The sequence below is a fragment of the Micromonospora marina genome (assembly GCF_900091565.1).
In the GTDB taxonomy this organism is placed as follows: domain Bacteria; phylum Actinomycetota; class Actinomycetes; order Mycobacteriales; family Micromonosporaceae; genus Micromonospora; species Micromonospora marina.
In genome coordinates, this window is record NZ_FMCV01000022.1 from 1 (window position 1) to 25808 (window position 25808).

22 protein-coding genes, 1 tRNA gene and 1 other RNA gene are annotated in these 25808 nt (G+C 72.2%); 8 read left to right on the forward strand and 16 right to left on the reverse strand.

Annotated elements, in window-relative coordinates:
- The coding region (locus GA0070215_RS21860; protein ID WP_141708234.1) for a transposase at positions 1 to 385 on the forward strand (385 nt) is incomplete at its 5' end.
- A gap of 107 nt (positions 386 to 492) precedes the next feature.
- Here the strand turns inward: GA0070215_RS21860 and GA0070215_RS21865 are convergent.
- Positions 493 to 565, reverse strand: a tRNA-Ala gene (locus GA0070215_RS21865).
- 89 nt (positions 566 to 654) lie between these two features.
- Positions 655 to 1245: a YqgE/AlgH family protein gene (locus GA0070215_RS21870; protein ID WP_018787607.1), complete on the reverse strand. Its 591-nt coding sequence runs from the start codon at positions 1243 to 1245 to the stop codon at positions 655 to 657.
- 149 nt (positions 1246 to 1394) lie between these two features.
- Here GA0070215_RS21870 and GA0070215_RS21875 point away from each other — a divergent pair, with 149 nt between their 5' ends.
- Together GA0070215_RS21875 and mdlC are read left to right on the forward strand one after the other, a co-directional pair.
- Positions 1395 to 2195 carry an S-methyl-5'-thioadenosine phosphorylase gene (locus GA0070215_RS21875; protein ID WP_018787606.1) on the forward strand — a complete coding sequence of 267 codons (801 nt, stop codon included), beginning with the start codon at positions 1395 to 1397 and terminating at the stop codon, positions 2193 to 2195.
- 111 nt (positions 2196 to 2306) lie between these two features.
- A complete protein-coding gene (gene mdlC, locus GA0070215_RS21880; protein ID WP_091049227.1) occupies positions 2307 to 3899 on the forward strand; it encodes a benzoylformate decarboxylase in 1593 nt (530 codons plus the stop codon).
- A 3-nt stretch (positions 3900 to 3902) separates the two neighbouring features.
- Here mdlC and GA0070215_RS21885 read toward each other — a convergent pair whose 3' ends face one another.
- The 8 genes from GA0070215_RS21885 to pruA all read right to left on the reverse strand — a co-directional run bounded on the left by GA0070215_RS21885 (position 3903) and on the right by pruA (position 11877).
- A complete protein-coding gene (locus GA0070215_RS21885; RefSeq protein ID WP_091049230.1) occupies positions 3903 to 4847 on the reverse strand; it encodes a hypothetical protein in 945 nt (314 codons plus the stop codon).
- A gap of 642 nt (positions 4848 to 5489) precedes the next feature.
- Positions 5490 to 5865, reverse strand: a transfer-messenger RNA (tmRNA) gene (ssrA, locus tag GA0070215_RS21895).
- 103 nt (positions 5866 to 5968) lie between these two features.
- Positions 5969 to 6448 (reverse strand): SsrA-binding protein SmpB, encoded by a 480-nt coding sequence (gene smpB, locus GA0070215_RS21900; RefSeq protein WP_013284227.1) that lies wholly within the window; start codon positions 6446 to 6448, stop codon positions 5969 to 5971.
- Between the two features lie 133 nt (positions 6449 to 6581).
- Positions 6582 to 7457, reverse strand: coding sequence for a permease-like cell division protein FtsX (gene ftsX, locus GA0070215_RS21905; protein ID WP_018787601.1), 876 nt, complete (start codon positions 7455 to 7457; stop codon positions 6582 to 6584).
- 65 nt (positions 7458 to 7522) lie between these two features.
- The gene (gene ftsE / locus GA0070215_RS21910; RefSeq protein ID WP_013284225.1) at positions 7523 to 8203 is read right to left on the reverse strand and encodes a cell division ATP-binding protein FtsE; all 681 of its coding nucleotides are present in this window, start codon (positions 8201 to 8203) and stop codon (positions 7523 to 7525) included.
- A gap of 118 nt (positions 8204 to 8321) precedes the next feature.
- Entirely contained in the window at positions 8322 to 9443 is a 1122-nt protein-coding gene (gene prfB / locus GA0070215_RS21915) for a peptide chain release factor 2 (RefSeq protein WP_091049234.1), read from the reverse strand.
- 156 nt (positions 9444 to 9599) lie between these two features.
- Positions 9600 to 10115, reverse strand: a complete 516-nt coding sequence (locus tag GA0070215_RS21920) for a PadR family transcriptional regulator (RefSeq protein ID WP_018787598.1) — start codon at positions 10113 to 10115, stop codon at positions 9600 to 9602.
- 133 nt (positions 10116 to 10248) lie between these two features.
- A complete protein-coding gene (gene pruA, locus GA0070215_RS21925) occupies positions 10249 to 11877 on the reverse strand; it encodes an L-glutamate gamma-semialdehyde dehydrogenase (protein ID WP_091049237.1) in 1629 nt (542 codons plus the stop codon).
- Between the two features lie 474 nt (positions 11878 to 12351).
- On the opposite strand from pruA, the gene GA0070215_RS21930 reads away from it, so the two are divergent.
- Positions 12352 to 13446 (forward strand): hypothetical protein, encoded by a 1095-nt coding sequence (locus GA0070215_RS21930; RefSeq protein ID WP_091049430.1) that lies wholly within the window; start codon positions 12352 to 12354, stop codon positions 13444 to 13446.
- A 7-nt stretch (positions 13447 to 13453) separates the two neighbouring features.
- Here the strand turns inward: GA0070215_RS21930 and GA0070215_RS21935 are convergent, their stop codons facing one another.
- Positions 13454 to 13963 carry a DUF6912 family protein gene (locus GA0070215_RS21935; RefSeq protein WP_018787595.1) on the reverse strand — a complete coding sequence of 170 codons (510 nt, stop codon included), beginning with the start codon at positions 13961 to 13963 and terminating at the stop codon, positions 13454 to 13456.
- 197 nt (positions 13964 to 14160) lie between these two features.
- Here GA0070215_RS21935 and GA0070215_RS21940 point away from each other — a divergent pair, with 197 nt between their 5' ends.
- Together GA0070215_RS21940 and GA0070215_RS21945 are read left to right on the forward strand one after the other, a co-directional pair.
- Entirely contained in the window at positions 14161 to 14388 is a 228-nt protein-coding gene (locus GA0070215_RS21940; protein WP_013474124.1) for a helix-turn-helix domain-containing protein, read from the forward strand.
- Between the two features lie 95 nt (positions 14389 to 14483).
- Positions 14484 to 15062, forward strand: coding sequence for an Rv3235 family protein (locus GA0070215_RS21945; RefSeq protein WP_091049241.1), 579 nt, complete (start codon positions 14484 to 14486; stop codon positions 15060 to 15062).
- A 199-nt stretch (positions 15063 to 15261) separates the two neighbouring features.
- Here the strand turns inward: GA0070215_RS21945 and secA are convergent, their stop codons facing one another.
- Positions 15262 to 18162 (reverse strand): preprotein translocase subunit SecA, encoded by a 2901-nt coding sequence (gene secA, locus GA0070215_RS21950; protein ID WP_026268418.1) that lies wholly within the window; start codon positions 18160 to 18162, stop codon positions 15262 to 15264.
- A 169-nt stretch (positions 18163 to 18331) separates the two neighbouring features.
- On the opposite strand from secA, the gene GA0070215_RS21955 reads away from it, so the two are divergent.
- Together GA0070215_RS21955 and GA0070215_RS21960 are read left to right on the forward strand one after the other, a co-directional pair.
- The gene (locus GA0070215_RS21955; protein WP_091049244.1) at positions 18332 to 19489 is read left to right on the forward strand and encodes a GNAT family N-acetyltransferase; all 1158 of its coding nucleotides are present in this window, start codon (positions 18332 to 18334) and stop codon (positions 19487 to 19489) included.
- Entirely contained in the window at positions 19486 to 20592 is a 1107-nt protein-coding gene (locus tag GA0070215_RS21960) for a GNAT family N-acetyltransferase (protein WP_091049248.1), read from the forward strand. Before GA0070215_RS21955 ends, GA0070215_RS21960 begins: the two co-directional genes overlap by 4 nt.
- Before the next feature lie 42 nt (positions 20593 to 20634).
- Here the strand turns inward: GA0070215_RS21960 and hpf are convergent, their stop codons facing one another.
- The 4 genes from hpf to mtrB all read right to left on the reverse strand — a co-directional run bounded on the left by hpf (position 20635) and on the right by mtrB (position 25801).
- Positions 20635 to 21279, reverse strand: a complete 645-nt coding sequence (gene hpf, locus GA0070215_RS21965; protein WP_091049252.1) for a ribosome hibernation-promoting factor, HPF/YfiA family — start codon at positions 21277 to 21279, stop codon at positions 20635 to 20637.
- Between the two features lie 250 nt (positions 21280 to 21529).
- The gene (locus GA0070215_RS21970; protein ID WP_018787589.1) at positions 21530 to 22234 is read right to left on the reverse strand and encodes a ComF family protein; all 705 of its coding nucleotides are present in this window, start codon (positions 22232 to 22234) and stop codon (positions 21530 to 21532) included.
- A gap of 7 nt (positions 22235 to 22241) precedes the next feature.
- Entirely contained in the window at positions 22242 to 24041 is a 1800-nt protein-coding gene (locus tag GA0070215_RS21975; RefSeq protein ID WP_091049255.1) for an LpqB family beta-propeller domain-containing protein, read from the reverse strand.
- Complete coding sequence (gene mtrB / locus GA0070215_RS21980; RefSeq protein ID WP_167361547.1) at positions 24038 to 25801, reverse strand: MtrAB system histidine kinase MtrB; 1764 nt, start codon at positions 25799 to 25801, stop codon at positions 24038 to 24040. Before mtrB ends, GA0070215_RS21975 begins: the two co-directional genes overlap by 4 nt.
- Positions 25802 to 25808 lie beyond the last annotated feature (7 nt).

Below are 25808 nucleotides of genomic sequence, written 5' to 3' on the forward strand. Positions count from 1 at the left end.
CCCAGCCCTCGCCCTGGATTTCCCGCACGCCGTGCAAGCGCTACGAATCCGCCGCCGACGGATGAACCTGGCCACCGGCCGCTGGTCCACCGTCACCGTCTACGCGATCACCAACCTGACCACCACCCAGGCCAGCCCCGCCGACCTCGCCGACTGGCTACGCGGACACTGGGCCATCGAAACCCTGCACCACATCAGAGACACCACCTACGCCGAGGACGCCAGCCGCATCCGCACCGGCAACGCGCCACGCGTCATGGCCACCCTGCGCAACACAGCGATCAGCCTGCTCCGACTGACCGGCACCACCACAACCATCGCCGCAGCCCTACGCCACAACAGCCGAAACCCCTACCGGCCACTCCAACTACTCGGAATCACCTGAAACGGTCAAACAACTACCTTGCCGGAGCCCTGGACGCTGGGCCGGAAACAAATCAGCGGCCCGGTCGATGATCGCTCGACCAGGCCGTTGACCTGCAATTTCAAGGGTGGAGCCGAGGGGACTCGAACCCCTGACCCCCACACTGCCAGTGTGGTGCGCTACCAGCTGCGCCACGGCCCCTTGCGGTCGTCCCGGTCGCCCGGGCACGGAGAGAACTATACACACGCCGCCCGGCATGGTCATCTCGCGGGGGTCACCCCGCACCCGCCTCAGTTCAGCGCCACGTCCGGCGGGAAGTGGGCCACCGCGGCCATCATGCCGCCCTGCCGGCGCAGCACCATCGGCCAGAGATCATCCGGCCGGTCGACGAAGGCGTCACCGGGCAGCGCGTCGAACACGAACCAGGAGCCCTCCTCGATCTCGCGCTCCACCTGCCCGGCGCCCCAGCCGGAGTAGCCGGCGAACACCCGGATCCCGCCGACGGCCTCACGCAGCTTCTCCGGGTCGACCGAGAGGTCGATGGTGCCGACCGCGCCGGAGACGCGGTGGAAGCCCTTGACCGGGCGGACGGGGTGCCGCATGCGGGCCAGGCAGATGGCCGAGTCGGGCTGCACCGGGCCGCCCTCGAACAGCACCGCCGGGTCGCCGGCCAGATCGCTCCAGTCGCCGAGCACGTCGGCCACCGAGACCTCGGTGGCCCGGTTCAGCACCACCCCGAGTGCGCCGCCGGGTTCGTGGGCGACGAGCAGCACGACCGTACGGTCGAAGTTCGGGTCCTTGAGCCCCGGTGTCGCGACCAGCAGTCGTCCGGTCATCGACTCCATGGCTCGGCCACCGATCGCCTGCCCCTCACCCTGCATGTCCGACACCCGTCAGCCGTGTGCCCGTACGGGCCCGAGGCCGTCGACCGTCCACCCTGTCAACGCCATGTCACGCACCATAGCCTGCGCCCGGCCCGCTGGTTAAGGTCTGACGGCGGGTGATCGCGACGGGATCGAGGGAGGGCCGGATGGCGGTGCGGGCCGAACTGGCGGTGATCGGCGGGTCGGGGCTGTACGCCCTGCTCGACGGGGTGGAGCACGTGGTGGACACTCCGTACGGCGAGCCGTCCGGCCCGATCACGGTCGCCGAGGTGGGCGGCCGCCGGGTGGCGTTCCTGCCCCGGCACGGGCGCGACCACCGGTATCCCCCGCACCTGATCCCGTACCGGGCGAACCTGTGGGCGTTGCGGTCGCTGGGCGTACGCCAGGTGCTGGCGCCCTGCGCGGTGGGCGGCCTGCGGCCGGAGCTGGGTCCGGGCACGTTCGTGGTGCCGGACCAGTTGATCGACCGCACCAGCGGGCGTACGCAGACCTACTACGACCGGGGCGCGGTGCACGTGTCGTTCGCCGACCCGTACTGCCCGGCCGGGCGGCGCACCCTGCTGGACACGGCGGCCGGGCGGGGCGTGCCGGCGGTGGACGGCGGGACCGTCGTCGTGGTCGAGGGCCCGCGGTTCTCGACCCGGGCGGAGTCGCGCTGGTTCACCTCGATGGGCGGCACGATCGTCAACATGACCGGCCACCCGGAGGCGGTGCTGGCCCGCGAGCTGGCGCTCTGCTACACGTCCATCGCGCTGGTGACGGACCTGGACGCGGGCGTCGAGGCGGGCGAGTCGGTCACCCACGAGGAGGTGTTCCGGGTCTTCGCGGAGAACACCGACCGGCTGCGCGGGCTGCTCCTGGACGCCGTCGCGGCGCTGCCGGCCGAGCGGGAGTGCCCGTGCGGGAGCGCGCTGGACGGGATCAAGCTGCCGTTCCCGCTGCCCTGAGCGCGGGAAGCGCCCGAAAAGTCATCCTCCGCCCGATAGATTCGGCTGGTCGGGGGGACAGGGCACCGGGCCGGCTCCGGCATCCCCACGCGAGGACGGAGGCAGCCGGCGATGGCGACGGTGCGCGAGGCGACCTACGACCTGCTGCGCGCGCTCGGCCTGACCACCGTCTTCGGCAATCCCGGCTCGACCGAGGAGCCGTTCCTGGCCGAATTCCCGGCGGACTTCCACTACGTGCACGCGCTCCAGGAGGCGTCCGCAGTCGCGATGGCCGACGGCTACGCCCAGGGCACCGGCCGGCCCGCGCACGTCAACCTGCACACCGCGCCGGGCACCGGCAACGGCATGGGCAACCTGGTCACCGCCTGGCACAACCGGACCCCACTCGTCGTCAGCGCCGGCCAGCAGACCCGCGAGATGCTGCTGATCGAGCCGCGCCTGGCCAGCCCCCGGGCGGTCGAGCTGGCCCAGCCGTACGTGAAGTGGGCCCACGAACCGGCCCGCGCGCAGGACATCCCGGCGGCCTTCATGCGGGCGTACGCCTCGGCGGTGCAACCACCCGCCGGGCCGGTCTTCCTCTCCCTGCCGATGGACGACTGGGACCGTCCGGCCGACCCGCCGCCGCAGGTGCGAACCGTCGCCACCCGGATCGCCCCGGACCCGGACCGGCTGCGGAGCTTCACCGGGGCGCTGGCCGCCGCCCACTCCCCCGCGCTTGTGCTCGGCGCCGCGGTGGACCGGTCGGACGCCTGGCCGGACGCGGTGGCGCTGGCCGAGCACCTGGCCGCCCCGGTCTGGGCCGCCCCGGCGCCGGAGCGGGCCGTGTTCCCGGAGCGCCACCCGCACTTCCGGGGCGTGCTGCCGTACGCGATCGGGCCGCTGTCGGAGGCGCTGCGCGGCCACGACGTGGTGCTGGTGGTGGGCGCGCCGGTGTTCCGCTACTACCCGCACGTGCCGGGTGACTACCTGCCCGGCGACGCGCGGCTGCTGCACGTGACCGACGACCCGGACGAGGCGGCCCGCGCCCCGGTCGGGGAGAGCCTGCTCGGCGACTCCGGGCTGACCATGGCCGCGCTGCGGGAACTGCTGCCGGCGACCGACCGGCCGGCGCCGTCGGCGCGCCCGCAGCCGGCCCCACCGGAGGCGGCCGACCCGCCGAGCGCCGACGCGTTGTTCGCCGCGCTCGCAGCCGCGTGGCCGGCGGACGGGGTGCTGGTGCAGGAGTCGCCGTCCAACCTGGCCGCGCTGCGCCGCCGGTTGCCGATCGAGCGGCCGCGCTCGTACCTGACGATGGCCAGCGGCGGTCTCGGATTCGGGCTGCCGGCGGCGGTCGGCATGGCCCTCGCCGAACGCGACACCGGCCGTGGCCGCCCGGTGGTCGCGGTGGTCGGCGACGGCTCGTTCCACTACTCGGTCCAGGCGCTGTGGACGGCGGCGCGGCTGCGGCTGCCGCTCGCCGTCGTGGTCCCGGTCAATCAGCAGTACGCGATCCTCAAGGCGTTCGCCGAGCTGAAGCACACCCCGGGCGTGCCCGCACTGGACCTGCCCGGGTTGGACGTGACGGCGGTGGCGCACGGCTACGGCTGCGCCGGTGCGGCGACCACGCTGGACGGGCTCGCTTCGGCGCTGACCGACGCGCTCGCCACGGATCGGCCGACGGTGCTGCCGGTGCCGATCAGCACCGACGTGCCACGGATCCTGTGACGCTCAGCCGGGCCGTACGGTCAGCGGGGCACCGCTGCCGGCGTCGAGCACCACGCGCCCGCCCACCGGCGCGGCGAGCGTGACGCTGACCGGCTTCAGCACGAGCTGCGCGGTGCAGTGGCCGGTCGGCGAGACCACCGCACCGCCGATCACCACCACGTCCGGCCGTTCCAGCACCATCGGCGTGGGCGGGCCGTCGCAGGCGCCGACCCCGAGCAGGTAGTCGATGCGGTTGCCCTCGACCGCCCGCAACTGCTGAGCGGACACCAGGCCCGCCGGTAGCGGCCTGCCGGGCACCACGCCGTCGGGCACCCGGCCGGTCACGCGCGGCGCCACAGCGACCCGCGCCACGGGTACGGCCAGCTCGTCCACCGTGAACAGCCAGGCGGGCACCTCGGCGCGGCCCCGGCTGGTCCACACCGGTGCGCTGCCCAGCCGTACCTCGGTCACGGTGAGCGGGACGCACGGGGTCGGCACCGAGGTCGACACCGAGTCGTCCGGGCCGGGCGACCCGGTCGGTGCCGGGTCCGGTGCGGCCGGGCGTCCGTCGCACGGCGGCGGATCGCCCTGGTCGAGTCGGGCGTACGCGTCGGCGGCGCTGACCAGCGGCACCCGCAGCGTGCCGTCGGGGAACCGGATCGTGCCGTCGGGCGGCACGTCTGCCGGCATCGGGATCTGGTCCCGGTACCAGCCGGCGCCGAACGCGGTCTTCGTCTCCGCGGTGAAGCCCGGGTCGCCGGTGAGCACAGTGGCGTCCTGGAGCGGCACGTACCCGTCGCGCCAGCCCGGTCCGGGCCGCCAGCCCGCCGCGACCTCCTCGGCCCGCTCGGTGAACACGGGCCGCTGGTCCGGGCCGGCAGGCGGTGTGCCCCCCGGGCCGGCACCGGGCGTGGCGCAGGCGGAGAGGGCCAGCAGGGGGATCCCGAGCAGGGCGAGCACGCGACGCATACGGCATTGGACGCGTACCCGTCCCGGCTGGTTCCCGGGCTCAGTCCTCGCCGCCGAGGTCGGTCTGGTACGCCTCCCAGACCAGGTCGGCACCGTGACGCCGGTGCCGGTCGACGCAGCAGGTCGCGGGTGCGCGCCCGCACCTCGGCGGCGGACACTCCTGGCCGGCGCACGGCGTGCTGGAGCGCTGCGAGCGCCGCGCTGATCTCGGCGTGCTCGCCGAGCAGACGTACGCCCCGGTCCAGCCGGGGCGCGGCGCGCACCAGGTCGGCGTAGTGCCCACCCGCGCCCTCGGTGACGCGGACGTGTTCGGTGAAGCCCCGCCGGACGGGGTCCAGGTCGGTGAGAAGTCGCTGCCGCCAGCGCGGCCCGGCGGCGGCCAGCGCCCGCCCGAGGGCGCGCAGGTCACCGGGGGTGCTCGGGAGCACGGCGGCCGGCTGCTGGAGAGGACTGGTGGCCATGGGACACCTCCCGCTGCTGGGGTGCTAGCCCGTATGGCGATGGTGGACCCGGTTCGAGGGCCTGTCCAGCGGTCGGCGCCGCCTCATCTGTCCCGTCCGTGTCAGCGGCCCCACGAGATGACACGGACCCCGGAGACGACTGTGCGCCCCGGTCCGGGTGGACCGGGGCGCACAGGCCGTGTCGTGGAGGTGCCGGGAATCGAACCCGGGTCCTTCGCCGGTTTGTCAGGGCTTCTCCGAGCGCAGCTCGCTATGCCTCTACTCGGCCCCACCGCTCACGCGAGCAAGTTGGTGTGACGGGCCCAGTCGCTGATTGATCTCGCCGCACGGACCCCGCGACCGGGTCCGGTTGGCCAGCCTCCTAGCTGATGCCGGCAAACTGGGTCGAAGGCACTCCCAGGCCGACAGACTTGCTACTCGCCTCAGGCGGCGAGAGCGAAGTCAGCGCGATTGTTCTTGGCGCTTATTGGTTTCCGACGACCGATTCTCGAGACGACGTCGGCTTCCTCGGCTCGCTTCCCCTGTCGCTGCGTACGAAGTCGAAACCAGTCACCCCCTCGTGGCGCTGCCCCTGTCGGCAGCACACCAAGCCTAACGCCTGGCGCAACCGGATTCATCCCGAGGCCCGCCCGACGCGGGCCACCGGACGAACCGGACGTATCACTCAGCCATGCCCTTGCCGCGCCGGCCCACCGCCCGGGCGATCTCCCGGTCGGCGTCCCGCTTGGCCAGGTCCTGGCGCTTGTCGTACGACTTCTTACCCCGGGCCAGGCCGATCTCCACCTTGGCCCAGCCGTCGGAGAAGTAGACCTGCAGCGGCACCAGCGTCAGGCCGCTCTCCTTGAGCTTGCCCAGCAGCCGGTCGATCTCCAGCCGGTTGAGCAGCAGCTTGCGGGTGCGCCGGGGCTCGTGGTTGGTCCAGGTGCCCTGGGCGTACTCCGGGATGTGCATGGCGTGCAGGTAGATCTCGCCGTCGCGCTCCTGGGCGAACGCGTCCACGAGCGACGCCCGCCCGGCCCGCAGCGACTTGACCTCGGTGCCGGTGAGCGCCATGCCCGCCTCGTACGTGTCGAGGATGGCGTAGTCGTGGCGCGCCTTCTTGTTGGAGGCGACCACCTTGCGACCTTTTTCCCGTGGCATCGGCGCCACCCCCTTCCTGATCGACTCACCGGCCACCGGCCGGCGAGCGGAGATCATGCTACCGGAACCACAAGGGCCCTCCCGCGCCATTTGTTCCGGCGCGGGAGGGCCCTCGGTGAGCCGTAGAAGGTGACTAGACCCGCAGGTAGAAGCGGAGCGTGACCCAGGCGGTGACCGCGCTGACCACGCCACCGACGGCGGCCATCAGCGGGAAGGTCAGGAAGATGTCGGTCCAGGAGATCGGGGTGATCAGACCCTCCAGGGCAGCCATCGAACTGCCGGCCGCGAGCACCTTCACCGCGACCAACGCGAGCAGGCCCAGGATGGAGCCGAACAGACCGGCCACCACCGCCTCCAGCACGAACGGCGCCTGGATGAACCAGTTCGACGCGCCGACGAGCTTCATGACCGCCACCTCACGCCGCTTGCTGTACGCGGCGACCTGGATGGTGTTCGCGACGAGCAGCAGGGCGGCGACGGCCATCACGATCGCGATCGCGAGTGCGCCGTTCTGGAAGCCGCTGAGCACCCCGAAGACCTTGTCGAGCAGCTTGCTCTGGTCGACGATCGTGTCGATGCCCTCGGTGGCCTTGTACTTGTCGTAGATGGCCTTGTACTGCTCCGGGTCGTTCAGCTTGACCCGGTACGACTCGGGAAGCTGGTCCGGCTTGACGGCGCTGACCAGGTCCGGGGCGTCGGCGTACATCTGCTGGAAGCGCTCGTACGCCTGCTCCTTGTTGACGTACGTCGAGTCCCTGACCAGCGGGTCCTGCTCGAGCTGCTGGCCCAGCGCGTCGACCTGCTCCTCGGTGGCATCGGTCTTGAGGAAGATCGAGACCTCGACGTTCTCGTAGTAGAGGTCCTTCATGTCGCCGACCTTCTGGTAGAGAAGGCCGCTGCCGCCCAGCATGAACAGCGACACCGCCATTGTGATGATCATGGCGATGGTCATGGTGACGTTGCGCCACAGCCCGACCAGTACTTCGGACAGGACGTACTTCATCCGCATCGGGATATTCCTCCGGCTCTCCGGCGTGAGGTTTCGTCGTCAGGGTCTACGGAACGTCGTCCGGCTCAGCCGTAGACGCCGCGGGCCTGGTCGCGCACGATGCGGCCGCTCTCGATCTCGATGACCCGGCGCCGCATCTGGTTCACGATGTTGGAGTCGTGCGTGACCATCACGACGGTCGTACCGGTGCGGTTGATCCGGTCCAGCAGGCGCATGATCTCGATCGAGGTGTCCGGGTCCAGGTTTCCGGTCGGCTCGTCGGCCAGCAGGATCAGCGGCCGGTTGACGAACGCCCGGGCCACCGCGACACGCTGCTGCTCACCACCGGAGAGCTCGTGCGGGTAGCGGTGCTCCTTGCCGCCGAGACCGACCAGCTCCAGCACCTCCGGCACGACCCGGCGGGCGACCGCCTTCGTCTTGCCGATCACCTCAAGTGCGAACGCCACGTTCTCGTACGCGGTGCGGTTCGGCAGCAACCGGAAGTCCTGGAAGACGCAGCCGATGGAACGCCGGAAGTGGGGCCGCTTCCAGGAACGCATCGAGGTGACGTCCTTGCCGTTGACGACGACCCGGCCCTTGTTGGGCGTGACCTCGTGCAGCAGCAACTTGATGATGGTGGACTTGCCGGAGCCGGATGGACCGATGAAGAAGACGAACTCGCCCTTCTCGATCGAGACGGACACGTTGTCGAGCGAAGGCCGGGACGCCTTCGGGTACGTCTTCGTCACTTGCTCAAGCTGAATCACGGGTCGGTAGTCTACGCGGTGTAACTGCTGAGCCAAGCCCCACGCCCCGCCCAAGCGGTGCGCGTCATCGATTTACCCGGTCAACACGAGATCGATGACGCGTTGCGTCCGGCCGTGATCACGCACCGTCAGCGGTGAGCTGCTGCTGCTTCCGCCAGCGGATTCCCGCCTCGATGAAGCTGTCCAGTTCGCCGTCGAAGACCGAGGACGGATTGCCCGTCTCCTGTTCGGTACGCAGATCCTTCACCATCTGATACGGGTGCAGGACGTACGAGCGCATCTGGTCGCCCCACGAGCCGGCGGCGTCGGTCTTCAGGCCCGCCATCTTGGCCTGCTCCTCCTGCCGCTTACGCTCCAGCAGCCGGGCCTGGAGCACCCGCAGCGCGGACGCCTTGTTCTGCAGCTGGGACTTCTCGTTCTGGCAGGTCACCACGATGCCGGTGGGGATGTGGGTGATCCGGACCGCCGAGTCGGTCGTGTTGACGCTCTGCCCGCCCGGGCCGGAGGACCGGTAGACGTCGATCCGCATCTCGTTCTCGGGGATGTCGATGTGGTCGGTCTGCTCCACCACCGGCAGCACCTCGACGCCGGCGAAGCTGGTCTGCCGGCGGCCCTGGTTGTCGAACGGGCTGATCCGCACCAGCCGGTGCGTGCCGGACTCCACGCTGAGCGTGCCGTAGGCGTAGGGCACCTTCACCGTGAAGGTGGCCGACTTCAGGCCCGCCTCCTCGGCGTACGAGGTCTCGTAGACCTCGGTCGGGTAGCCGTGCCGCTCGGCCCAGCGCAGGTACATCCGCAGCAGCATCTCGGCGAAGTCGGCGGCGTCGACGCCACCGGCGCCGGCCCGGATCGCGACGAGTGCCTCCCGCGAGTCGTACTCGCCGGAGAGCAGCGTGCGGACCTCCATCTCCTGGATGGCCTTGGTCAGCCCGGTGATCTCGGTCTCGACCTCGGTCAGCGCGCCCGGGTCGTCCTCGGCCTGGGCCAGCTCCAGCAGCACGCCGGCGTCGTCGAGCCGGGAGCGCAGGTCACCGAGCTTGGTGATCTCGCCGTTGACGTACGACAGCTGCGACGTCACCTGCTGCGCCTTGGCCTGGTCGTCCCAGAGGTCGGGCGCGGAGGCCTCCTGCTCCAGCCGGGCCTTCTGCTCGCGCAGCTTGTCGAGGTCGAGCACAGCCTCGATGTTGCGCAGCGTGGCGTCGAGGTCCTTGAGCTGTTCGGCGTAATCGGCAGCGGTCACGACAGACAAGACTACCGGCGCGTGCGAGGAGTGAGCTTGCGAGCCCCGCAGTCACGCGCGAAAAGACTGCACTGCGCGTGCGAGGAGTGAGCTTGCGAGCCCCGCAGTCACGCGCGAAAAGACTGCTGCCTGGGTCCGTCAACCTGTTGCAGGTGGTCAGCCGACGGGCGCGGTCTTGAGCCAGGACAGCGCCGCCTTGTGGTAGGCGACGGCGAACTCCAGCGCGCTGGCGTCGTAGCTGTCGCCCTCCTTCTTGGCGTTCTTGACCTGCTCCCGCACCGCCGCCAGCGCCTCGGTGTGGTACTCGTTCGCCGAGGCGTACAGGTTCTTGAGCTGGCTCGCCGAGTGCAGGTTGCCGAACGCGATCCGTAGCGCTATTGGGTTACGGATGGTGTCCTTGCCGGGATTCTCCGCCAGCCAGCGGGAGAATGTCCGTTTCCCGGCCGCCGTCAGCGCGTACGGCTGGCTCATCCGCGGCCCGGGCTTGCCGAGTCGCACCAGACCCTTCTCGGCCAGGACCGGCAGCTCCCGGTAGACCTGACTGCGGGTCATCGACCAGTACGGCGCCAGCCGGCGCTCGGCGGCGGCCATCAACTGGCCGCCAGTCATCGGGCCGTCGTGCAGCAGGCCGAGCAGAGCTGCTGCCGTCGGGTTGACTCCGGAATCCGCCATGCCCTCTAAGCTGCCACTTTGTCGGCTCTGGCGTCCAGGATTTGCTCATTTCGGCACCCGATGACCGGTCCGATGTGCACTGTCGGGTGAGGAAGAGGGCCCGCCCCGGCCGGGACGGGCCCTCGTGGAGCGCTCAACCCATGTGCGGGTAGGTGTGATCGGTCGGCGGGACGAAGGTCTCCTTGATCGTCCGCGGCGACATCCAGCGGACCAGGTTGTGCCAGGAGCCCGCCTTGTCGTTGGTGCCGCTGGCCCGGGCGCCGCCGAACGGCTGCTGCCCGACCACCGCGCCGGTCGGCTTGTCGTTGATGTAGAAGTTGCCGGCGGCGTACCGCATCTTCTCCGCCACCTGGTCGACCACCCGGCGGTCGGTCGCGAAGATCGACCCGGTCAGCGCGTACGGCGCGATCGACTCGGCCTGGGCGACCACCTCGTCGAAGCGGGCGTCGTCGAAGACGTGCACGCCGAGGATCGGCCCGAAGTACTCGGTGGTGAACGTCTCGTGCGCGGCGTCGGAGCACTCGAACAGCGTCGGCCGGACGAAGTAGCCGACCGAGTCGTCGGCGGTGCCGCCGGCCAGGATCCGGCAGGAGTCGTCGCCCTTGATCAGCTCCAGCGCGGCGGTGTGCCGGCCGAACGCCTTGTCGTCGATCACCGCGCCGCCGAAGTTGCCGAAGTCGGTCACGTCGCCGTAGGTCAGCGAGTCCGCGGTGGCGGCGAGCCGGTCGCGCAGCCCACCCTCCCAGATCGACCGCGGGACGTACGCCCGGGAGGCGGCCGAGCACTTCTGGCCCTGGTACTCGTAGGCGCCCCGGATCAGCGCGGTGTGCAGCGCGTCCACGTCGGCGCTGGAGTGGGCGACCACGAAGTCCTTGCCGCCGGTCTCGCCGACCAGGCGGGGGTAGCCCCGGTAGCGGGCGATGTTGTCGCCGACGGTCTTCCACAGGTGCTGGAACACCTTGGTCGAGCCGGTGAAGTGGATGCCGGCCAGGTCCGGGTCGGCCAGCACCACCTCGGAGACCTCCTCGCCGCGGCCGGTGACCATGTTGATCACACCGGGCGGCAGGCCGGCGGCCTCGAACAGGCGCATGGTGAAGTGCGCCGCGAACTGCTGCGTCGGGGACGGCTTCCAGACCACCGTGTTGCCGAGCAGGGCCGGCGCCGACGGGAGGTTGCCGGCGATCGCGGTGAAGTTGAACGGGGTGATCGCGTAGACGAACCCCTCCAGCGGCCGGTGGTCGAGGCGGTTCCAGACCCCGGGCGAGGACAGCGGCTGCTCGGCCAGGAGCCGCCGGGCGAAGTGCACGTTGAACCGGAGGAAGTCGATCAGCTCGCACGCCGAGTCGATCTCGGCCTGGACGGCGGTCTTGGACTGGCCGAGCATGGTGGCCGCGTTGAGCGTGTCCCGCCAGGGGCCGGCGAGCAGGTCGGCGGCGCGCAGGAAGATCGCGGCCCGCTCCTCGAACGGCAGCGCCCGCCACATCGGGGCGGCATCAGTGGCGGCCCGGACCGCGGCGCGGGCGTCTTCGTGGGTGGCGTGCCCCGTCACGCCGAGGACGTGCGCGTGCTTGTGCGGCTGCACCACGTCGATCGACGCGCCGCCGGCCATCCGGCGCTCACCGGCGATCGTCATCGGCAGCTCGATCCGCTCGGCGGCCAGTTCGGCCAGCCGCCGCTGGAGCCGTTCCCGGTCGGCGCTGCCGGGCTGGTAGGTGCGTACCGGCTCGTTGAGCGGCTCGGGTACGGAGAACACGGCGTCCATCACAGGCTCCTGGCGATCTCGGCGGCGACGGCGAAACCGGACCCGCGGGCGCCGGCCGGGCGGCCGGACGCCGGACGCCGCGGGGTGCAGCGGCGGCGGGACCTGGCCCGATTCTGTCACGACAACCCCGCTCCGGAAGCGCCTCCCTGGCACACCGGACGGCCAGGCCAACTCCGGACCATCGGCCCAACCGACCCGATTCCGACGAAACATCGGACCACGACTCCGTTTCTCGTCGATTCGTCGGAGCGCCGGTGGACCGGCGCGCCGGGTGTCGGCCATTGATCCACTTCGTCCCGGGGAGGTGGCGGTGTCCGAACTCTCGGGATGCCACCACATCGGCGAACCGCAGTCGATCAAGGCGCAGACGGCACACGGCCCGCCCGAGGAGCGGCAGCGCGCCGCGTACGCTGGATGAGCGGTGACCTGCCCGGCCCGGCGCGGGGAGATCCGGCGACCGTCGAAGGGAAGACGATGAGCAACCAGCCCGGCAGCTCCACGGCCGCGGAGACGGACCAGCCCGAGGCCGTCGAGCCGACCACGGGCGAGCCCACGGCTGCCGAGGCGCCGGCCGGATCCGACCACCGGCCGTCCGGCGAGGCGGGCACTGACGACGCGGCAGCCGGGCACGAGGCAGTCGCCGACGAGGTCGTGGCCACCGGCGGGCGGCCGGAGTTCGCGCCGGGCGCGCTCGCGCTCGGCCTGCTCTCGATCGGGTGGCTGGCCGCCATGCTCTGGTCCACCCACGAGGCGATCCACTCGACGGCGGCCGGCGTCACCGCGATCAGCCTCTCCGCCTACGCGCTGCCCGGCGTCATCACCGCGGCGCTGGTCACCGGCGCCACTGTCGCCCTGCTCGCGACCAACCGGCTGGGCCGCGCCACGCTGCGCTTCCTGGCCGCCGTCGGCACCGGCCTGCTGGTCGGGCTCGTCACCGCGGTGGCGATCAACCTCACGTACGCGGACAACGCCACCACGAACACGATCGCCGGCACCGCGGCGGCGGCCGCGATCATCGGCGGGGCGATGGCCGGCGCGCGCCAGGCCCGGGTGGTCGGGGCGATCACGCTCGCGACGCTCACCGCGCAGATCTTCGTGGTGCTGTTCAGCCGCGCCCGGGATCCGCTGTCCGAGCTGTTCGGCGCCGGGGAGACCCAGCAGTCGGTGCTCGACGCCGCCAAGTGGGTATCGCGTACCGAGTCGCTGCTCGCCGGCCTGCTCGCCGGCCTGGCCGCGTACCTCTATCTGACCTGGTCCCGGCGCCGGGCGGAGCGCCGCGACGGCGCGGCGTCGCCGCTGCGCTGGCCGGCGTACCTGGTGGCCGGGGCGGGCGCGGGCCTGCTCCTGCTGCTCACCGAAGTGATCATCCGGATCGGCGGACGCGGTCTGCTCGACCTGGCCGCCGCGCTCAGCGAGGCCGACGAGGTGGCGCAGACCGCGCTGGGCACCTCACGGGTGGACAACGGAATCTGGGTGCTCTTCGTGGGCGCGCTGACCACGCTCATCGTCTTCGGGCGCACGCTGGGCCCGCGCCCGGTGGACGACGACGAGGACGAGCCGGCGGCCTGAGCCGCCGTCAGCCGGCTTCGCGCAGCAGTAGGTCCAGCTCGGTCACGTCGTACCACTCCAGTTCGTGGTCCTCGGCGCCGTCGACTGTGAACTGGGCGTCCGGGTCGCCCGCCTGGGCCTCCGCCACCACGTCGACGGCGGCTGCCACGTCCTCGACCGCGTCCGCGCCGTCCACGTGCAGCGCGGCGACCGACTTCACCGGCACCGGCCCGGCCGGCCGGACCACGCTCGATCCCAGCTCGCCGCCGACCCGGCCGACCGCACGGGCCGGCAGGTCGGCCGAGACCACCACCCGTCGCCGGGGCGCGGCGGGGTCGTGCCGGAGCAGGAGCAGCGCGTCCTGGGCGGCCCGGGTAAAGGCCACGTACTCCAGTTCCTCCTCGTCGCCCTCGGCGTACCACTCGCGCAGCTCGGGGGTCACGGCGTGCGCCGCCTCGGCGCCCAGCCCCTCCTCGCGCAGGCGGGCGAGCATGGGAACGGTCGCCGGCAGGTACACCCGGACAAGCTCGTCGGTCACGGGTCACTCCCACACTCAGGCCGATCGTCGGCGGTCGCCGACTCCGGGCGCCGATCATGCCGTACGCCGAGACCGTCATACACCCGGCACCCGCCCGGGTGAAGCCTCCCGCCGGTGTGTCTCCCGAACGGGCGCGCGGCGATGTCGACAGTTGATGGCAAACTGAAGCAAACGAAGCCAACGCCGGGAGTCACACCGTGGAGTCGAGGTTCCTGCTGCTGTCCGACGTCGCCGCCGAGCTGAACGTCTCGGACTCGCAGGTCTACCACATGGTCCGCAGCGGCGAGCTGCCCGCGATCAAGATCGGTGGCCGGGGTCAGTGGCGGGTCGAACGCGCCCGGCTGGAGGAATACATCGAACGCAAGTACGCCGAGACCGCCGAGTGGGTACGCGGCAACCCGCTCGGCGAGCGCGACGAGGAGTGACCGCCCGGGGACCGTGAGCCATTGACGACGGTCGCGCACATCCGGGAAGATGAGGCCCTGTCGGAGGCAAACGAAGGCAAACGCAAGGATTAGAGATGGTCGACACCCGCCGTCCCCGCGCACCCCGCCCGCCGGTCCGTCTCCGGCCCGCCCCGCCGCTCGACCCGCCGTGCACCGACGAGGAGCCACTCTGGAGCCCCGTCGGGCAGCTCACGCTCGACCTGGCCGACCCGCGCCGCCGTACCGCCGCGCGCCCCGCCGACCGGGCCCCGGACCCGGTGCCCGCCTGGCCACGCTGGTCCGGCCCGCAGGCGTCGGCCCTCGCCTCCGCCACACCCGAGGGAGCGCGGGCGGCGCACCGGTTCGTGCGCACCTTCCTGGAGATCGTCAACGGCTTCCGCCCGCCCGGTCAGCTCCGGCCGCTCTGCCTGCCCGAGTCGGCCGGCCCGGTGACGGCCGAGCTGACCCGCGCGGCCCGCCGGGTGACGCCGGTCCGCCGCCGAACCGCCCGGCCGGCGCTCCTGCTGCGGCGCCTGCGGGTGTGCGAGCCGCGCCCGGGGGCGGTCGAGGCCACCGCCGTGTTCGCCGGCGCCGCAGGCGCGAGCTGGGCGGTGGCGGTACGCCTGGAACGCCGCCGGGGCACCTGGCTGTGTCTCGTCCTCGACGTCCTCTGAACCCGGCCATCGCCCCCCACTCCCGGCGAGATCCTGGTCCGAAACGGCCCGCGTAGAGGCCCATGCCTACCAAGATCTTCACCGCTCCCACCAGCGGAACGCCGATCTCGCTCGACGGGAGGCTCACGCCGGAACAACCAGCCGGACGGGGACGGGCCCCGGCCGTGTGGCCGGGGCCCGTCGGGGCGCTCGCTCGGGGTCAGTTGCCGCCGTTGGGCGAGCCGTGGCAGCGCTTGTACTTGCGGCCCGAGCCACACGGGCAGGGCGCGTTACGGGACGGCCCCTCACCCCCGTCGACCTGGCCCGGCGCGGCCCGCCGGGCGGTGCTGGCGGCGACCGCCTGGCCGCTCGCGCCGGCCGGCGCACGGCGCGGCGTGGAGGCGGCCGGGCGCTCCGAGGACTGCTGCCCGATGCCGAGCGCCGGCGCCTGCTGCTCGGGCCGCTCGATCACCGGAGCGCCCCGACCGGCCTCGCCGTCCACGGCGGGCGCGGAGTATTGCAGACCCTGCTGCTGCGGCGCGCGGTTGAGACCCTTGGCCCGGATCTCCACCGGCTTGTCCAGCAGCTGCACCTCCTCGGCCTCCGGCTCCGCCTCCTCGACCTGCACGTCCAGGTTGTAGAGGAAGCCGACCGTCTCCTCCTTGATGCCGTCCATCATGGAGGCGAACATGTCGAAGCCCTCGCGCTGGTACTCGATGACCGGGTCGCGCTGGGCGTACGCCCGCAGGCTGATGCCCTCCTGGAGGTAGTCCATCTCGTAGAGGTGCTCACGCCACTTACGGTCGATCACCTGGAGCAGGACCATGCGCTCGAGCTGGCGCACCGCCTCCTCGCCGAGGTTCTCCTCACGCCTGTCGTACGCGGCGTGCGCGTCCTCCTTCAGGCGGGCGAGCAGGAAGTCCTGGTCGATACCGGAGCGGGAGCCGACCTCCTCCTCCAGCTCCTCGACTGTGACGCCGACCGGGTAGAGCTGCTTCAGGCTCGACCAGAGCTGGTCGAGGTCCCAGTCCTCGGCGTAGCCGTCGCTCGTCGCGCCGACCACGTACGCGGTCACCACGTCGTCGATCATGTTGCGGACCTGGTCGGACAGGTCCTCGCCGTTGAGCACCCGGAGACGCTCGGCGTAGATCACCTGGCGCTGCTTGTTCAGCACCTCGTCGTACTTGAGGACGTTCTTGCGGATCTCGGCGTTCTGGCCCTCGATCTGGGCCTGGGCGCTCCTGATCTGGCGGGTGACCATCTTCGACTCGATGGGCACGTCCTCCGGGATGTTGAAGCGGTCCATCACCGCCTCGACCGCGCCGGCCCGGAAGCGCTTCATCAGCTCGTCCTGCAGCGACAGGTAGAAGCGGGACTCGCCCGGGTCACCCTGCCGGCCGGCGCGACCGCGCAGCTGGTTGTCGATCCGGCGGGACTCGTGCCGCTCGGTGCCCAGCACGTAGAGCCCTCCGGCGGCGGCCACCTCCTCCGCCTCGACGTCGCACGCCTGCTTCCAGGTCGGCAGGATCTCCTCCAGCGCCTTGGCGTACTCCTCCGGCTGCTCGACCGGGTCGAGCCCGCGCTGGCGCAGCTCGTTCGCGGCGAGGAACTCGGGGTTGCCGCCGAGCAGGATGTCCGTGCCGCGGCCCGCCATGTTGGTCGCGACGGTGACCGCGCCCTTGCGCCCGGCCTGCGCGACGATCTCCGCCTCCTTGGCGTGGAACTTCGCGTTCAGCACCGAGTGCGGGATGCCCCGGCGGCGCAGCATGTGCGACAGGATCTCGGAGTTCTCCACCGAGACGGTGCCGACCAGCACCGGCTGGCCCTGCTCGTGCCGCTCGGCGATGTCCTCGACGACGGCGTTGAACTTGGCCTTCTCGGTCTTGTAGATGACGTCGGGCCGGTCGAGCCGGACCATCGGCCGGTGCGTCGGGATGGTCACGACGCCGACCTTGTAGACCTTGTTGAACTCGCCCGCCTCGGTCTGGGCGGTACCGGTCATGCCGGAGAGCTTCTCGTAGAGGCGGAAGTAGTTCTGGAGGGTGATGGTGGCCAGGGTCTGGTTCTCCTGCTTGATCTCCACCCCCTCCTTGGCCTCGATCGCCTGGTGCATGCCCTCGTTGTAGCGGCGGCCGTGCAGGATGCGGCCGGTGAACTCGTCGACGATCAGGACCTCACCGTCGTTGACGATGTAGTCCTTGTCGCGCTTGTACAGCTCCTTGGCCTTGATCGCGTTGTTCAGGTAGCCGACCAGCGGGGTGTTCACCGACTCGTAGAGGTTGTCGATGCCCAGGCGGTCCTCCACCTTGGCCACACCGCGTTCGGTGATCGCGATGGTGCGCTTGGCGTAGTCGACCTCGTAGTCGCCCTCGCCGTCGGTGCCGGGCTGGAGCCGGGCCACCACTGTGGCGAACTCCTGGTACCACCGGGCGGAGTGCTCGGCCGGACCGGAGATGATCAGCGGGGTACGCGCCTCGTCGATCAGGATCGAGTCGACCTCGTCGACCACGGCGAAGAAGTGGCCGCGCTGGACCAGCTCGTCCTTCGACCAGGCCATGTTGTCGCGCAGGTAGTCGAAGCCGAACTCGTTGTTGGTGCCGTACGTGACGTCGCACTCGTAGGCCGCGCGGTGCTCGGTGGCGGGCCGGTTCGGCAGCACCACGCCGACGCGCAGGCCGAGGAACTCGTGGACGCGGCCCATCCAGGCGGCGTCGCGCTCGGCCAGGTAGTCGTTCACCGTGATCACGTGCACGCCCTTACCGGCGAGCGCGTTCAGGTAGACCGGCATGACCGAGGTGAGCGTCTTGCCCTCACCGGTCTTCATCTCGGCGATGTTGCCGAAGTGCAGCGCCGCGCCACCCATCACCTGGACGTCGTAGGGGCGCTGGCCGAGCACCCGCGAGGCGGCCTCGCGGCACACCGCGAACGCCTCGGGCAGCAGGTCGTCGAGGGTCTCGCCATCCGCGAGCCGCTCCTTGAACTGGACGGTCATGCCGCTCAGCTCGTCGTCGCTGAGGTCGACGTAGTCGTCCTCGATCGAGTTGACGGCGGCAGCGATGGCCTTCAGCCGACGCACCATGCGGCCCTCGCCGGCGCGAAGGAACTTTTCCAGAATCGACACGGATCAACGCTCCCCTAGACGGTCTCGAACCATCGTAGGCGCTCCGGGGCGACGATGGTCACTGGTGGCGGCGGTCCGGGCTCCGGAACCCGACATAACGCCGCGACCGTGCGCCACCGGCCGCCAGCCGGGTTACGCCGTGCGCGAACGATCCGGCACGATGGCTCGAATGGAGCCTGTCGAGATCATCGAGGACGGCCTGCTGCTGCGCCCGTGGCGCGCGGAGGACGCCGACGCGGTGCACCGCGCCTGCCAGGATCCGGACATCCAGCGCTGGACCACCGTACCTCGCCCGTACCTGCCGGAGCACGCGACCGGGTTCGTCACCACGATCAGCGCCACCGGCTGGGCCGGTGGCACCGCAGCGCACTTCGCGGTCTGCGACGCCGGCACCGGTGAGCTGCTCGCCTCGGTCGGCCTGGTCTCGGTCGACCGCGCGCGGGACTCGGCCGAGGTGGGCTACTGGACCGCGCCGTGGGCCCGGGGCCGGGGCGTCGCGGTCCGCGCCACCCGCGCCCTCGCCCGCTGGGCGTTCGACACGCTCGAACTGCTCCGGCTCACCTGGCAGGCCGAGATCGGCAACCACGCCTCCCGGCTGGTCGCGCTGCGGACCGGCTTCCGGATCGACGGTGAGCTGCGGCTGGCCCACCCCAGCCCCGGCGGCCGACCCGAGGGGTGGATCGGCTCGCTGCTCCCCGGCGAGGTCGCCGCCGCCGGCGACCCGGTCCCCTACGGCCCGGGCACGCTCCAGGCCCGCCGGGCGGCGGTCTTCGGCCGGCCGCAGCCGGTCCTGTTCGCCACCGCCGGGGACACCGAACTGCGGCTGCGCGCGCTGGAGGAACGCGACCTGGCCGCGGTGACCCGCACCTGCCAGGACGAGCAGACGATCCGCTGGACCACGGTGCCGCACCCGTACCGGCCGGAGCACGCCGAGGGCTTCCTGCGCGACCTGGTGCGCCCGGCCTGGGCGCGGGGCACCGCCGCGACGTTCGCCGTGGCCGACCCGGACGACCGCTACGTCGCCTCGGTCGACCTGCGTCTGCTGCCCGGCGACCCGCTGGTGGCCGACGTGGGCTACCTGACCGCGCCGCACGCCCGCGGCCGGGGTTACCTGCCGGCCGCGCTCGCCGCGGTCTGTGCCTGGGGCTTCACCACGCTCGGCCTGGCCCGGATCGAGTGGCGGGCGAACGTGGGCAACACCGCCTCGCGGCGGGCCGCCGAGAAGGCCGGCTTCACCGTCGAGGGCACGCTGCGCGGCGGCGTCCAGCACCGCGGCGAGCGGCAGGACGTGTGGATCGGCGGCCTGCTGCCGGGTGCCCTGGCGTGACCCCGGAGACGATCGAGGGGTACGGCGTACGGCTGCGGCCGTGCCACCTCGCGGACGTGCCCGAGATGGTGGCCGGGTGTGCCGACCCGGAGACCCGCCGGTTCATGCCCCTGCTGCCCGACCCGTACGACTCCGACGCCGCCCGGTGGTGGATCACCGAGGGCGCGCCCGCGGCGTGGGCGGCGGGCGGAGCCGCGTACACGATCGCCGACCCGGCGACCGACCTGCTGCTCGGCAGCATCGGGCTGACCCGGCTCAGCGCGGAGCGGGCCACGTACGAGATCGGTTACTGGGTGGGACCGGCGGCGCGCGGCCGGGGCGTGGCGAACGCCGCCACCCGGCTGCTGACCGAGCGGGCGATCGCCGCCGGAGCGGCCCGGCTGGAGTTGCTCACCCGGACGGAGAACGTGGCGAGCCAGCGCATCGCGCTCGCCTGCGGTTACCGGCACGAGGGCGTACGCCGGGCGGCGGGCACGGACGGCGACGGCGTACGCCAGGATCTGATCGCCTGGGTGCGGCTGGCCGACGACCCGCCCGGGCCGATCGCCCGCCTGCTGCCGGACCTGCCGGACGGCCGGCTGACCGACGGCGTGGTGATGCTGCGCCCGGTGGAGCCGGCGGACACGGACGTGCTGTACCGGCTGCACTCGCTGCCGGAGGTGGTGGCGAACCGGGTGCCGGCGGTGGTGCCGCAGCGGGCGGCGCTCGCGCGCCGCTGCCGGCTGGCGGCGAGCCGCTGGCTCGCCGGCGAGGCCGCCGACCTGGCGATCCTCGACCCGGCCACCGGCGCCGTCGTGGGCGGCTGCGCGCTGTTCTACGACGAGCCGGCCACCGGGCAGGCGATGATCGGCTACAGCCTGCTGCCCGAGGCGCGCGGGCGCGGGCTGGCGGCCCGGACGGTCCGGCTGGTCACCGGGTGGGCGTTCGGAATCGGGGTGGCGCGGGTGTGGGCCGGCACCCGGCCGGACAACGTCGCCTCGCAGCGGGTGCTGGAACGCGCCGGCTTCCGGCGGGAGGGGCTGTTGCGGGGCCGGCTGCCCGGCCCGGACGGCGCCCGTGTCGACTCCGTGGTCTACGGCCGGCTGGCCACCGACGAGAGCTGAGGACGGGCCCCACGCGAGGGCCCGTCCTCACCGGTCAAGGGGTCACGCGTCGAGCTGGATGATCCCGTAGTCGTACGCGTGCCGCCGGTAGACCACGCTCGGGCGGCCGGACTCCTTGTCCTGGAACAGGTAGAAGTCGTGACCGACCAGTTCCATCTGGAACAGCGCGTCGTCGACGGTCATCGGTTCGGCGGGGTGGACCTTCGCGCGGGCGATGTGCCACGGCTGGTCGTCGGGTTCGCCGTAGCCGCTCTCGTCGGGGCGTTCGGCGACCGCTGTGGCGGTGCCGTGGCCGTCGATCGCCGCCAGTCCGGGCCCGTCGAGGTCGGCCACCGGCAGGCCGGCGGTCGCGGCGGCCACGGAGATCGGCGCGTGCCGTCCACGGTGTACCCGGCGACGGTCCGCCGCGCGGCGGAACCGCGTGTCCAGCTTGGCGATGGCGGCGTCGAGCGCGCTGTAGAAGTCGTTCGTGCAGGCCTCGGCCCGGATGACCGGGCCGCGCGTCACGCACGTGATCTCCACCCGCTGGCAGGTGTCCGCCTGGCGTGGATTGCGCTCGTGGAACAACTCGACGTCCACGCGAATGAGCTTCTGGTCGTAGCGTTCGATCTTCGCGAGCTTCTCGGCTACGTGCACCCGGTAATGGTCCGGCACTTCGACGTTACGGCCCTTGACCACGATGTCCACGTGACCTCCCTTGTTCGGACGGTCGTTCGGTCCGGATCATCCGGCCGACGCACCCGGGAGGGCCCCGCTCGGCGTCGACCGGTGTTGTTCGGCTACGCCTCCTTCCAGTGCCGGGGGAAGGTTTGAAACCTCACTACCCCCGACACCGAAACGCTAACTCCTGTACGGCCACCCGTCACCCCCGGTTGCCGAAGGCGGTCGCGAAATTTAACAGCTCATACACCAAGGGGTGAAACGGATACACGAAGCGTCACCGACGGTGCCGCTTTTGCGTTGCGGCGAGCACCGCCGCGGCCTTTGGCGTCATTCCCGCGCGGTGCAACATCCGGCTCACCGCCGCCAGGGTCGCGCCGGTGGTGACGATGTCGTCGAGCAGCACGACCCGCTCCCCCGGCCGGTGGCCGGTCGGCGGGCGGCGCAACCGGAACGCCTCCCCGGCCGCCGCCGCCCGCCCGGCGCTGTCCAGCGCCACCGAGTCGGGCCGGGGCAGCGCCCGCAGCGGGCGCAGCACGCGTACCGGCCAGCCGGCCGCGCGCAACCGGGCCGCTGCCGGCCGGACCAGCCGGTCCAGGTGGTCGCCGTACCGGGCCCGGGCCGCGGCAGCGGTGTCGGGCACCGCCACGAGCGCCACCGGGCCGGGCGGCCCCGCCGCCACCGCGACCACCTCGGCGAGCAGCGCGCCCAACGGCCGGGCCAGCCCGTGCCGGCCCCGTTCCTTGTACGCCAGCAGCCCTTCGCGCAACGCGCCGCCGTACGGACCGAGCGCGACACAGGGCGGCAGGCCGGGCGGAGCCGGATCGGGCCGGGCGGGTGCGGGACGCAGCGACTCCAGTTCCCGCACGCAGCCGGGGCAGAAGCCCTGCCGCAGCCGTACCGCCCCCGCGCCACAGCCCGCGCACCCGGCGGGCAGCACCAGGTCGGTCAGGTCCGACCAGAGCCCGCCCAGGTCCCGCACGGGCAGCTCAGTAGAGGAAGAACGGTGCGGTCGGATTGGTCGCCCGGCTGCCCTGCGGGACGTCGAGCACCTGCTCCCGCTTGACGTAGTCGAACGGGTTGTTCCGCCAGGCCGCGCCGTCCGTCTCGAACATGAACGAGAACGCGGCCAGGCCACGGTCACCGCCGCCCGGATACCCGGCGAGCTGGGTCACCGGGGCACCGATCTCCACCGCCAGCGCGGTCTCCCAGGCACCGTCGACGGTGAGTTGGTGGATCGCCGAGCGCCGGTCCGCCTCGTTGCCGGCCAGCGCCAGCTCGTTCTCCGCCACCCAGTCCACCACAGTCACGCCGGTGAGCAGCGTGGTCAACCGGCGGGGCTGCCCGAGGCTGACCACGCCACCTTCGACGCTCACCGCGGCGACGAAGACCGCGCCGCCGGACGCCAGCGCGATCCGGTGGCCGTCGAGGGAGCCGGCCACGGCGGTCACCGGCCCGGGAACGGACAGCGGGATCTCGCTCATCCGGCCCGCGCCGTCGAACCGGTAGAGCCGGCCGTCGGCGGCCACCACACCGGCCGGGCGGGCCTCGTCCAGTGACCGCAGCCAGGTGGGACGGCTCATCGCCCGGAACGTCCGGTCGCCGGGGCTGAGCATCGCGACCGGCTCCGGACCGATGCCCACCTTGAGCCGCCTGCGATTGTCCGACCCGGTCACCACGAGCGCGGCGAGCACCTGGTCGTCGGCGCGCGCGAGCGACGCGGAGACCACGTTGCGGTTCTCTGCCGGTGGCAGCGGCACGGCGGCCCGCGACTCGTTGCCGAACGCCAGGGGACGGACGGCGCCGTCGTAGACGGCGAACCGTACCGGATCCCCGCCGCGTGGATAGGCGGCGGTGGAGACGCGCTCGCGCCGCAGGTCGACGGTGAGCCGCTTCTGGTTCTGGATCTTCAGGTCGACCTGGCCCTCCAGGTCCGACAGGGACCACGCCAGCTGGGTGCCGAGCCGGGTCAGCCGCTGCTCGTTGGCGCCCGGCATGTTGAGGTTGATCTCCCAGTGGCCGTCCGCACCGGTCGCGTTGTTGATCAGCTGGGTGCCGTCGGGCAGCCCGGTCACCCCGGGGGCCAGCCAGTCCGACGGGCGGTCGGCCAGCCACTTCATCACCTCGGTGATCCGGCGCTCGGTCGGCGCCGACGAGGGCAGATAACGCTGGTCCGGCACCAGCCGGGTCAGGTCGGTGTTCCAGAAGTAGACGGTGCGCGGCCGGAAATACTCGCGCACCGCCGAGTCGCTGGCCAGCAGCACGTTCGGCAGCTCGGTGATCAACAGGCCGGTGCCGGTCGGCTCGGCCCGGCGCAGCTCGAAGACGTACTGCGTCTCGCTCGCCACCGGCGGTCCGAGCGTGCCGTCGGCCCGCAGCACACCCACCTGCTGCACCTTGAGCGTCACGGTGCTGGTGCCCTGGTTGTTGGGCGGCGTGCTCTCCGGCTTCTCCCGCAACCGCACCACCGTCAGCTCGATCTCGCTGGTCTGCGGCTTGCCCGGAAGCAGGTCGCGGGCCTCCGCGGCGAGGAACTTCCGGGCCCGGTCGTACGCCTGGTCGCGTTCCCCGGCCGCGGCGGCCCGCAGGTAGTTCTCGATGAACGGCACCGGCTCGCTGCTGTCGTCCGGCTCGGGCGGCCGGGCCGGACTGCCGTTGAGCGCCCCGGATTCGGCGGCCGGCACCGAGCCGTCCACCTGCACGTCGGTCTCCGCCGGGATGCCGCATCCGGCGAGCACGCCCGGCAGCAGCACGCCGGTCAGCAGCACGGCCAGGACGCGGCGGTTCACGGCCGGGCCTCCGCGTGCTCGGCGCTGCCGGCACTGTCGGCCGGGGCGGCGGTCAGCGCCGCGACGCCACCGGCGGGACCGATGGCGGGCAGCCCGCCGTTGCGGGGGCCGCCGAACGGCACCGTGGCGTCGGCCGGCACCAGCCGCAGCGGAGAGGTGGTGAGCCGGTCCCCGGCCCGGGCCGGCAGGGTGAGCCGGAACTGGGCGCCCTGGCCCGGCGCGCCCCACGCCTCCAGCCAGCCGCCGTGCAGGCGGGCGTCCTCCAGGCTGATCGACAGGCCCAGCCCGGTGCCGCCGGTCTGGCGCGCGCGCGACGGGTCGGCCCGCCAGAAGCGGTTGAACACCAGCTTCTCCTCCCCCGGCTTGAGGCCGACGCCGTGGTCCCGCACGGTGATCGCCACCGCGCTCTGGTCCTGGCCCAGGGTGATCCGTACCGGCTTGGCCTCGCCGTGCTCGACCGCGTTGCCGACCAGGTTGCGCAGCACCCGCTCGACGCGGCGCGGGTCGACCTCGGCGATCACCGGAGTGGCCGGCACGTCCAGCTCGATGGTCACCCCCACCCGCTCCGCCAGCCCGGCCAGCCGCTCGGTCACCCGGTGCACCACCGGCACCAGGTCGGTCGGCTCGCTGTCCAGCACCGCGAAGCCGGCGTCGAACCGGCTGATCTCCAGCAGGTCGGTGAGCAGCTCCTCGAACCGGTCCAGCTCGGCCTGGAGCAGCTCGGCGCTCCTGGCCACCGCGGGATCGAACTCGTCGCGCTCGGCGAAAATGAGGTCCGCGGCCATCCGTACCGTGGTCAGCGGTGTCCGCAGCTCGTGCGAGACGTCGGAGGTGAACCGGCGTTGCAGCCGGGACATCTCCTCCAGCCGGAGGATCTGCCGTTGCAGGTTCGTCGCCATCTGGTTGAACGAGGCGGCCAGCAGGGCCAGGTCGTCCTCGCCGGAGACCACCATGCGCTGGTCGAGCAGGCCGGCGGAGAGCCGCTGCGCGGTGCGCGCGGCCACCCGTACCGGCGTCACCACCAGGCGGGTGACCAGTGCGGCCAGCAGGCCGAGCAGCAGCACCAGCGCGACGCCGGTGGCGACCACCGTGGCCCGGGCGTCGGCCGCCGTCGCGTCCTGCCGGGCCAGGGGTACGAGGTAGTAGAGCTCGACCTGCCCGAACTTGGTGGGCACCGGGGAACCGTAGACCAGGTATTTCGTCCGTTCGCCGCCGAGCGAGCCGGTGCGGATCTGGTGCGCGACCTTGCCGGAGGCGACGGCGGCCCGCAGCTCGTCGCCGATCACCGCGCCCACCGGCACGTCGGGCGTGGTACGCGGCTCGATGAACTCGGCGAAGTTGTCGGCGGTGATCGCCACCACCACGCCGCTGGTCTGGGTGGGGTCTCCGCCGGCCAGGTAGTTCACAGTGCCGTCGATGGTGTTCTGGAGCTGCGCCTCCTGCGGCTGGCTGTAGAGGTTGAACTGCTTGGCCGCGTACTCGCTGCCGTTGCTCAGGCGCAGCCGCACGTCGGTCTCGGCGTTCTCCAGCAGGATGCTCGTGATCTTGTCAGCGATCAGGTATGCGAAACCGCCCACCAGCAGGCTCGACGCCACCAGCGTGATGGTGACCACACGGACCTGGAGTGACCGCCGCCACGCCTGGTGCACCGCGGCCACCAGCCGGGCGATCCGGCCGGTCAGGGCGAGCCAGAGCGCCCGCACGGCGTGGAGCCGGCGGGGCGCGGCGGTCGGCGGGTCGGGCAGCGGGGTGGTCACCACAGTGCTG

What these genes read in the sequence shown, in the direction of transcription:
- GA0070215_RS21870 (WP_018787607.1), bottom strand. Translation starts at nt 1,245, where the DNA reads ATGCAGGGTGAGGGGCAGGCGATCGGTGGCCGAGCCATGGAGTCGATG.
- GA0070215_RS21875 (WP_018787606.1), top strand. Translation starts at nt 1,395, where the DNA reads ATGGCGGTGCGGGCCGAACTGGCGGTGATCGGCGGGTCGGGGCTGTAC.
- mdlC (WP_091049227.1), top strand. Translation starts at nt 2,307, where the DNA reads ATGGCGACGGTGCGCGAGGCGACCTACGACCTGCTGCGCGCGCTCGGC.
- GA0070215_RS21885 (WP_091049230.1), bottom strand. Translation starts at nt 4,847, where the DNA reads ATGCGTCGCGTGCTCGCCCTGCTCGGGATCCCCCTGCTGGCCCTCTCC.
- smpB (WP_013284227.1), bottom strand. Translation starts at nt 6,448, where the DNA reads ATGCCACGGGAAAAAGGTCGCAAGGTGGTCGCCTCCAACAAGAAGGCG.
- ftsX (WP_018787601.1), bottom strand. Translation starts at nt 7,457, where the DNA reads ATGCGGATGAAGTACGTCCTGTCCGAAGTACTGGTCGGGCTGTGGCGC.
- GA0070215_RS21920 (WP_018787598.1), bottom strand. Translation starts at nt 10,115, where the DNA reads ATGGCGGATTCCGGAGTCAACCCGACGGCAGCAGCTCTGCTCGGCCTG.
- pruA (WP_091049237.1), bottom strand. Translation starts at nt 11,877, where the DNA reads ATGGACGCCGTGTTCTCCGTACCCGAGCCGCTCAACGAGCCGGTACGC.
- GA0070215_RS21930 (WP_091049430.1), top strand. Translation starts at nt 12,352, where the DNA reads ATGAGCAACCAGCCCGGCAGCTCCACGGCCGCGGAGACGGACCAGCCC.
- GA0070215_RS21945 (WP_091049241.1), top strand. Translation starts at nt 14,484, where the DNA reads ATGGTCGACACCCGCCGTCCCCGCGCACCCCGCCCGCCGGTCCGTCTC.
- GA0070215_RS21955 (WP_091049244.1), top strand. Translation starts at nt 18,332, where the DNA reads ATGGAGCCTGTCGAGATCATCGAGGACGGCCTGCTGCTGCGCCCGTGG.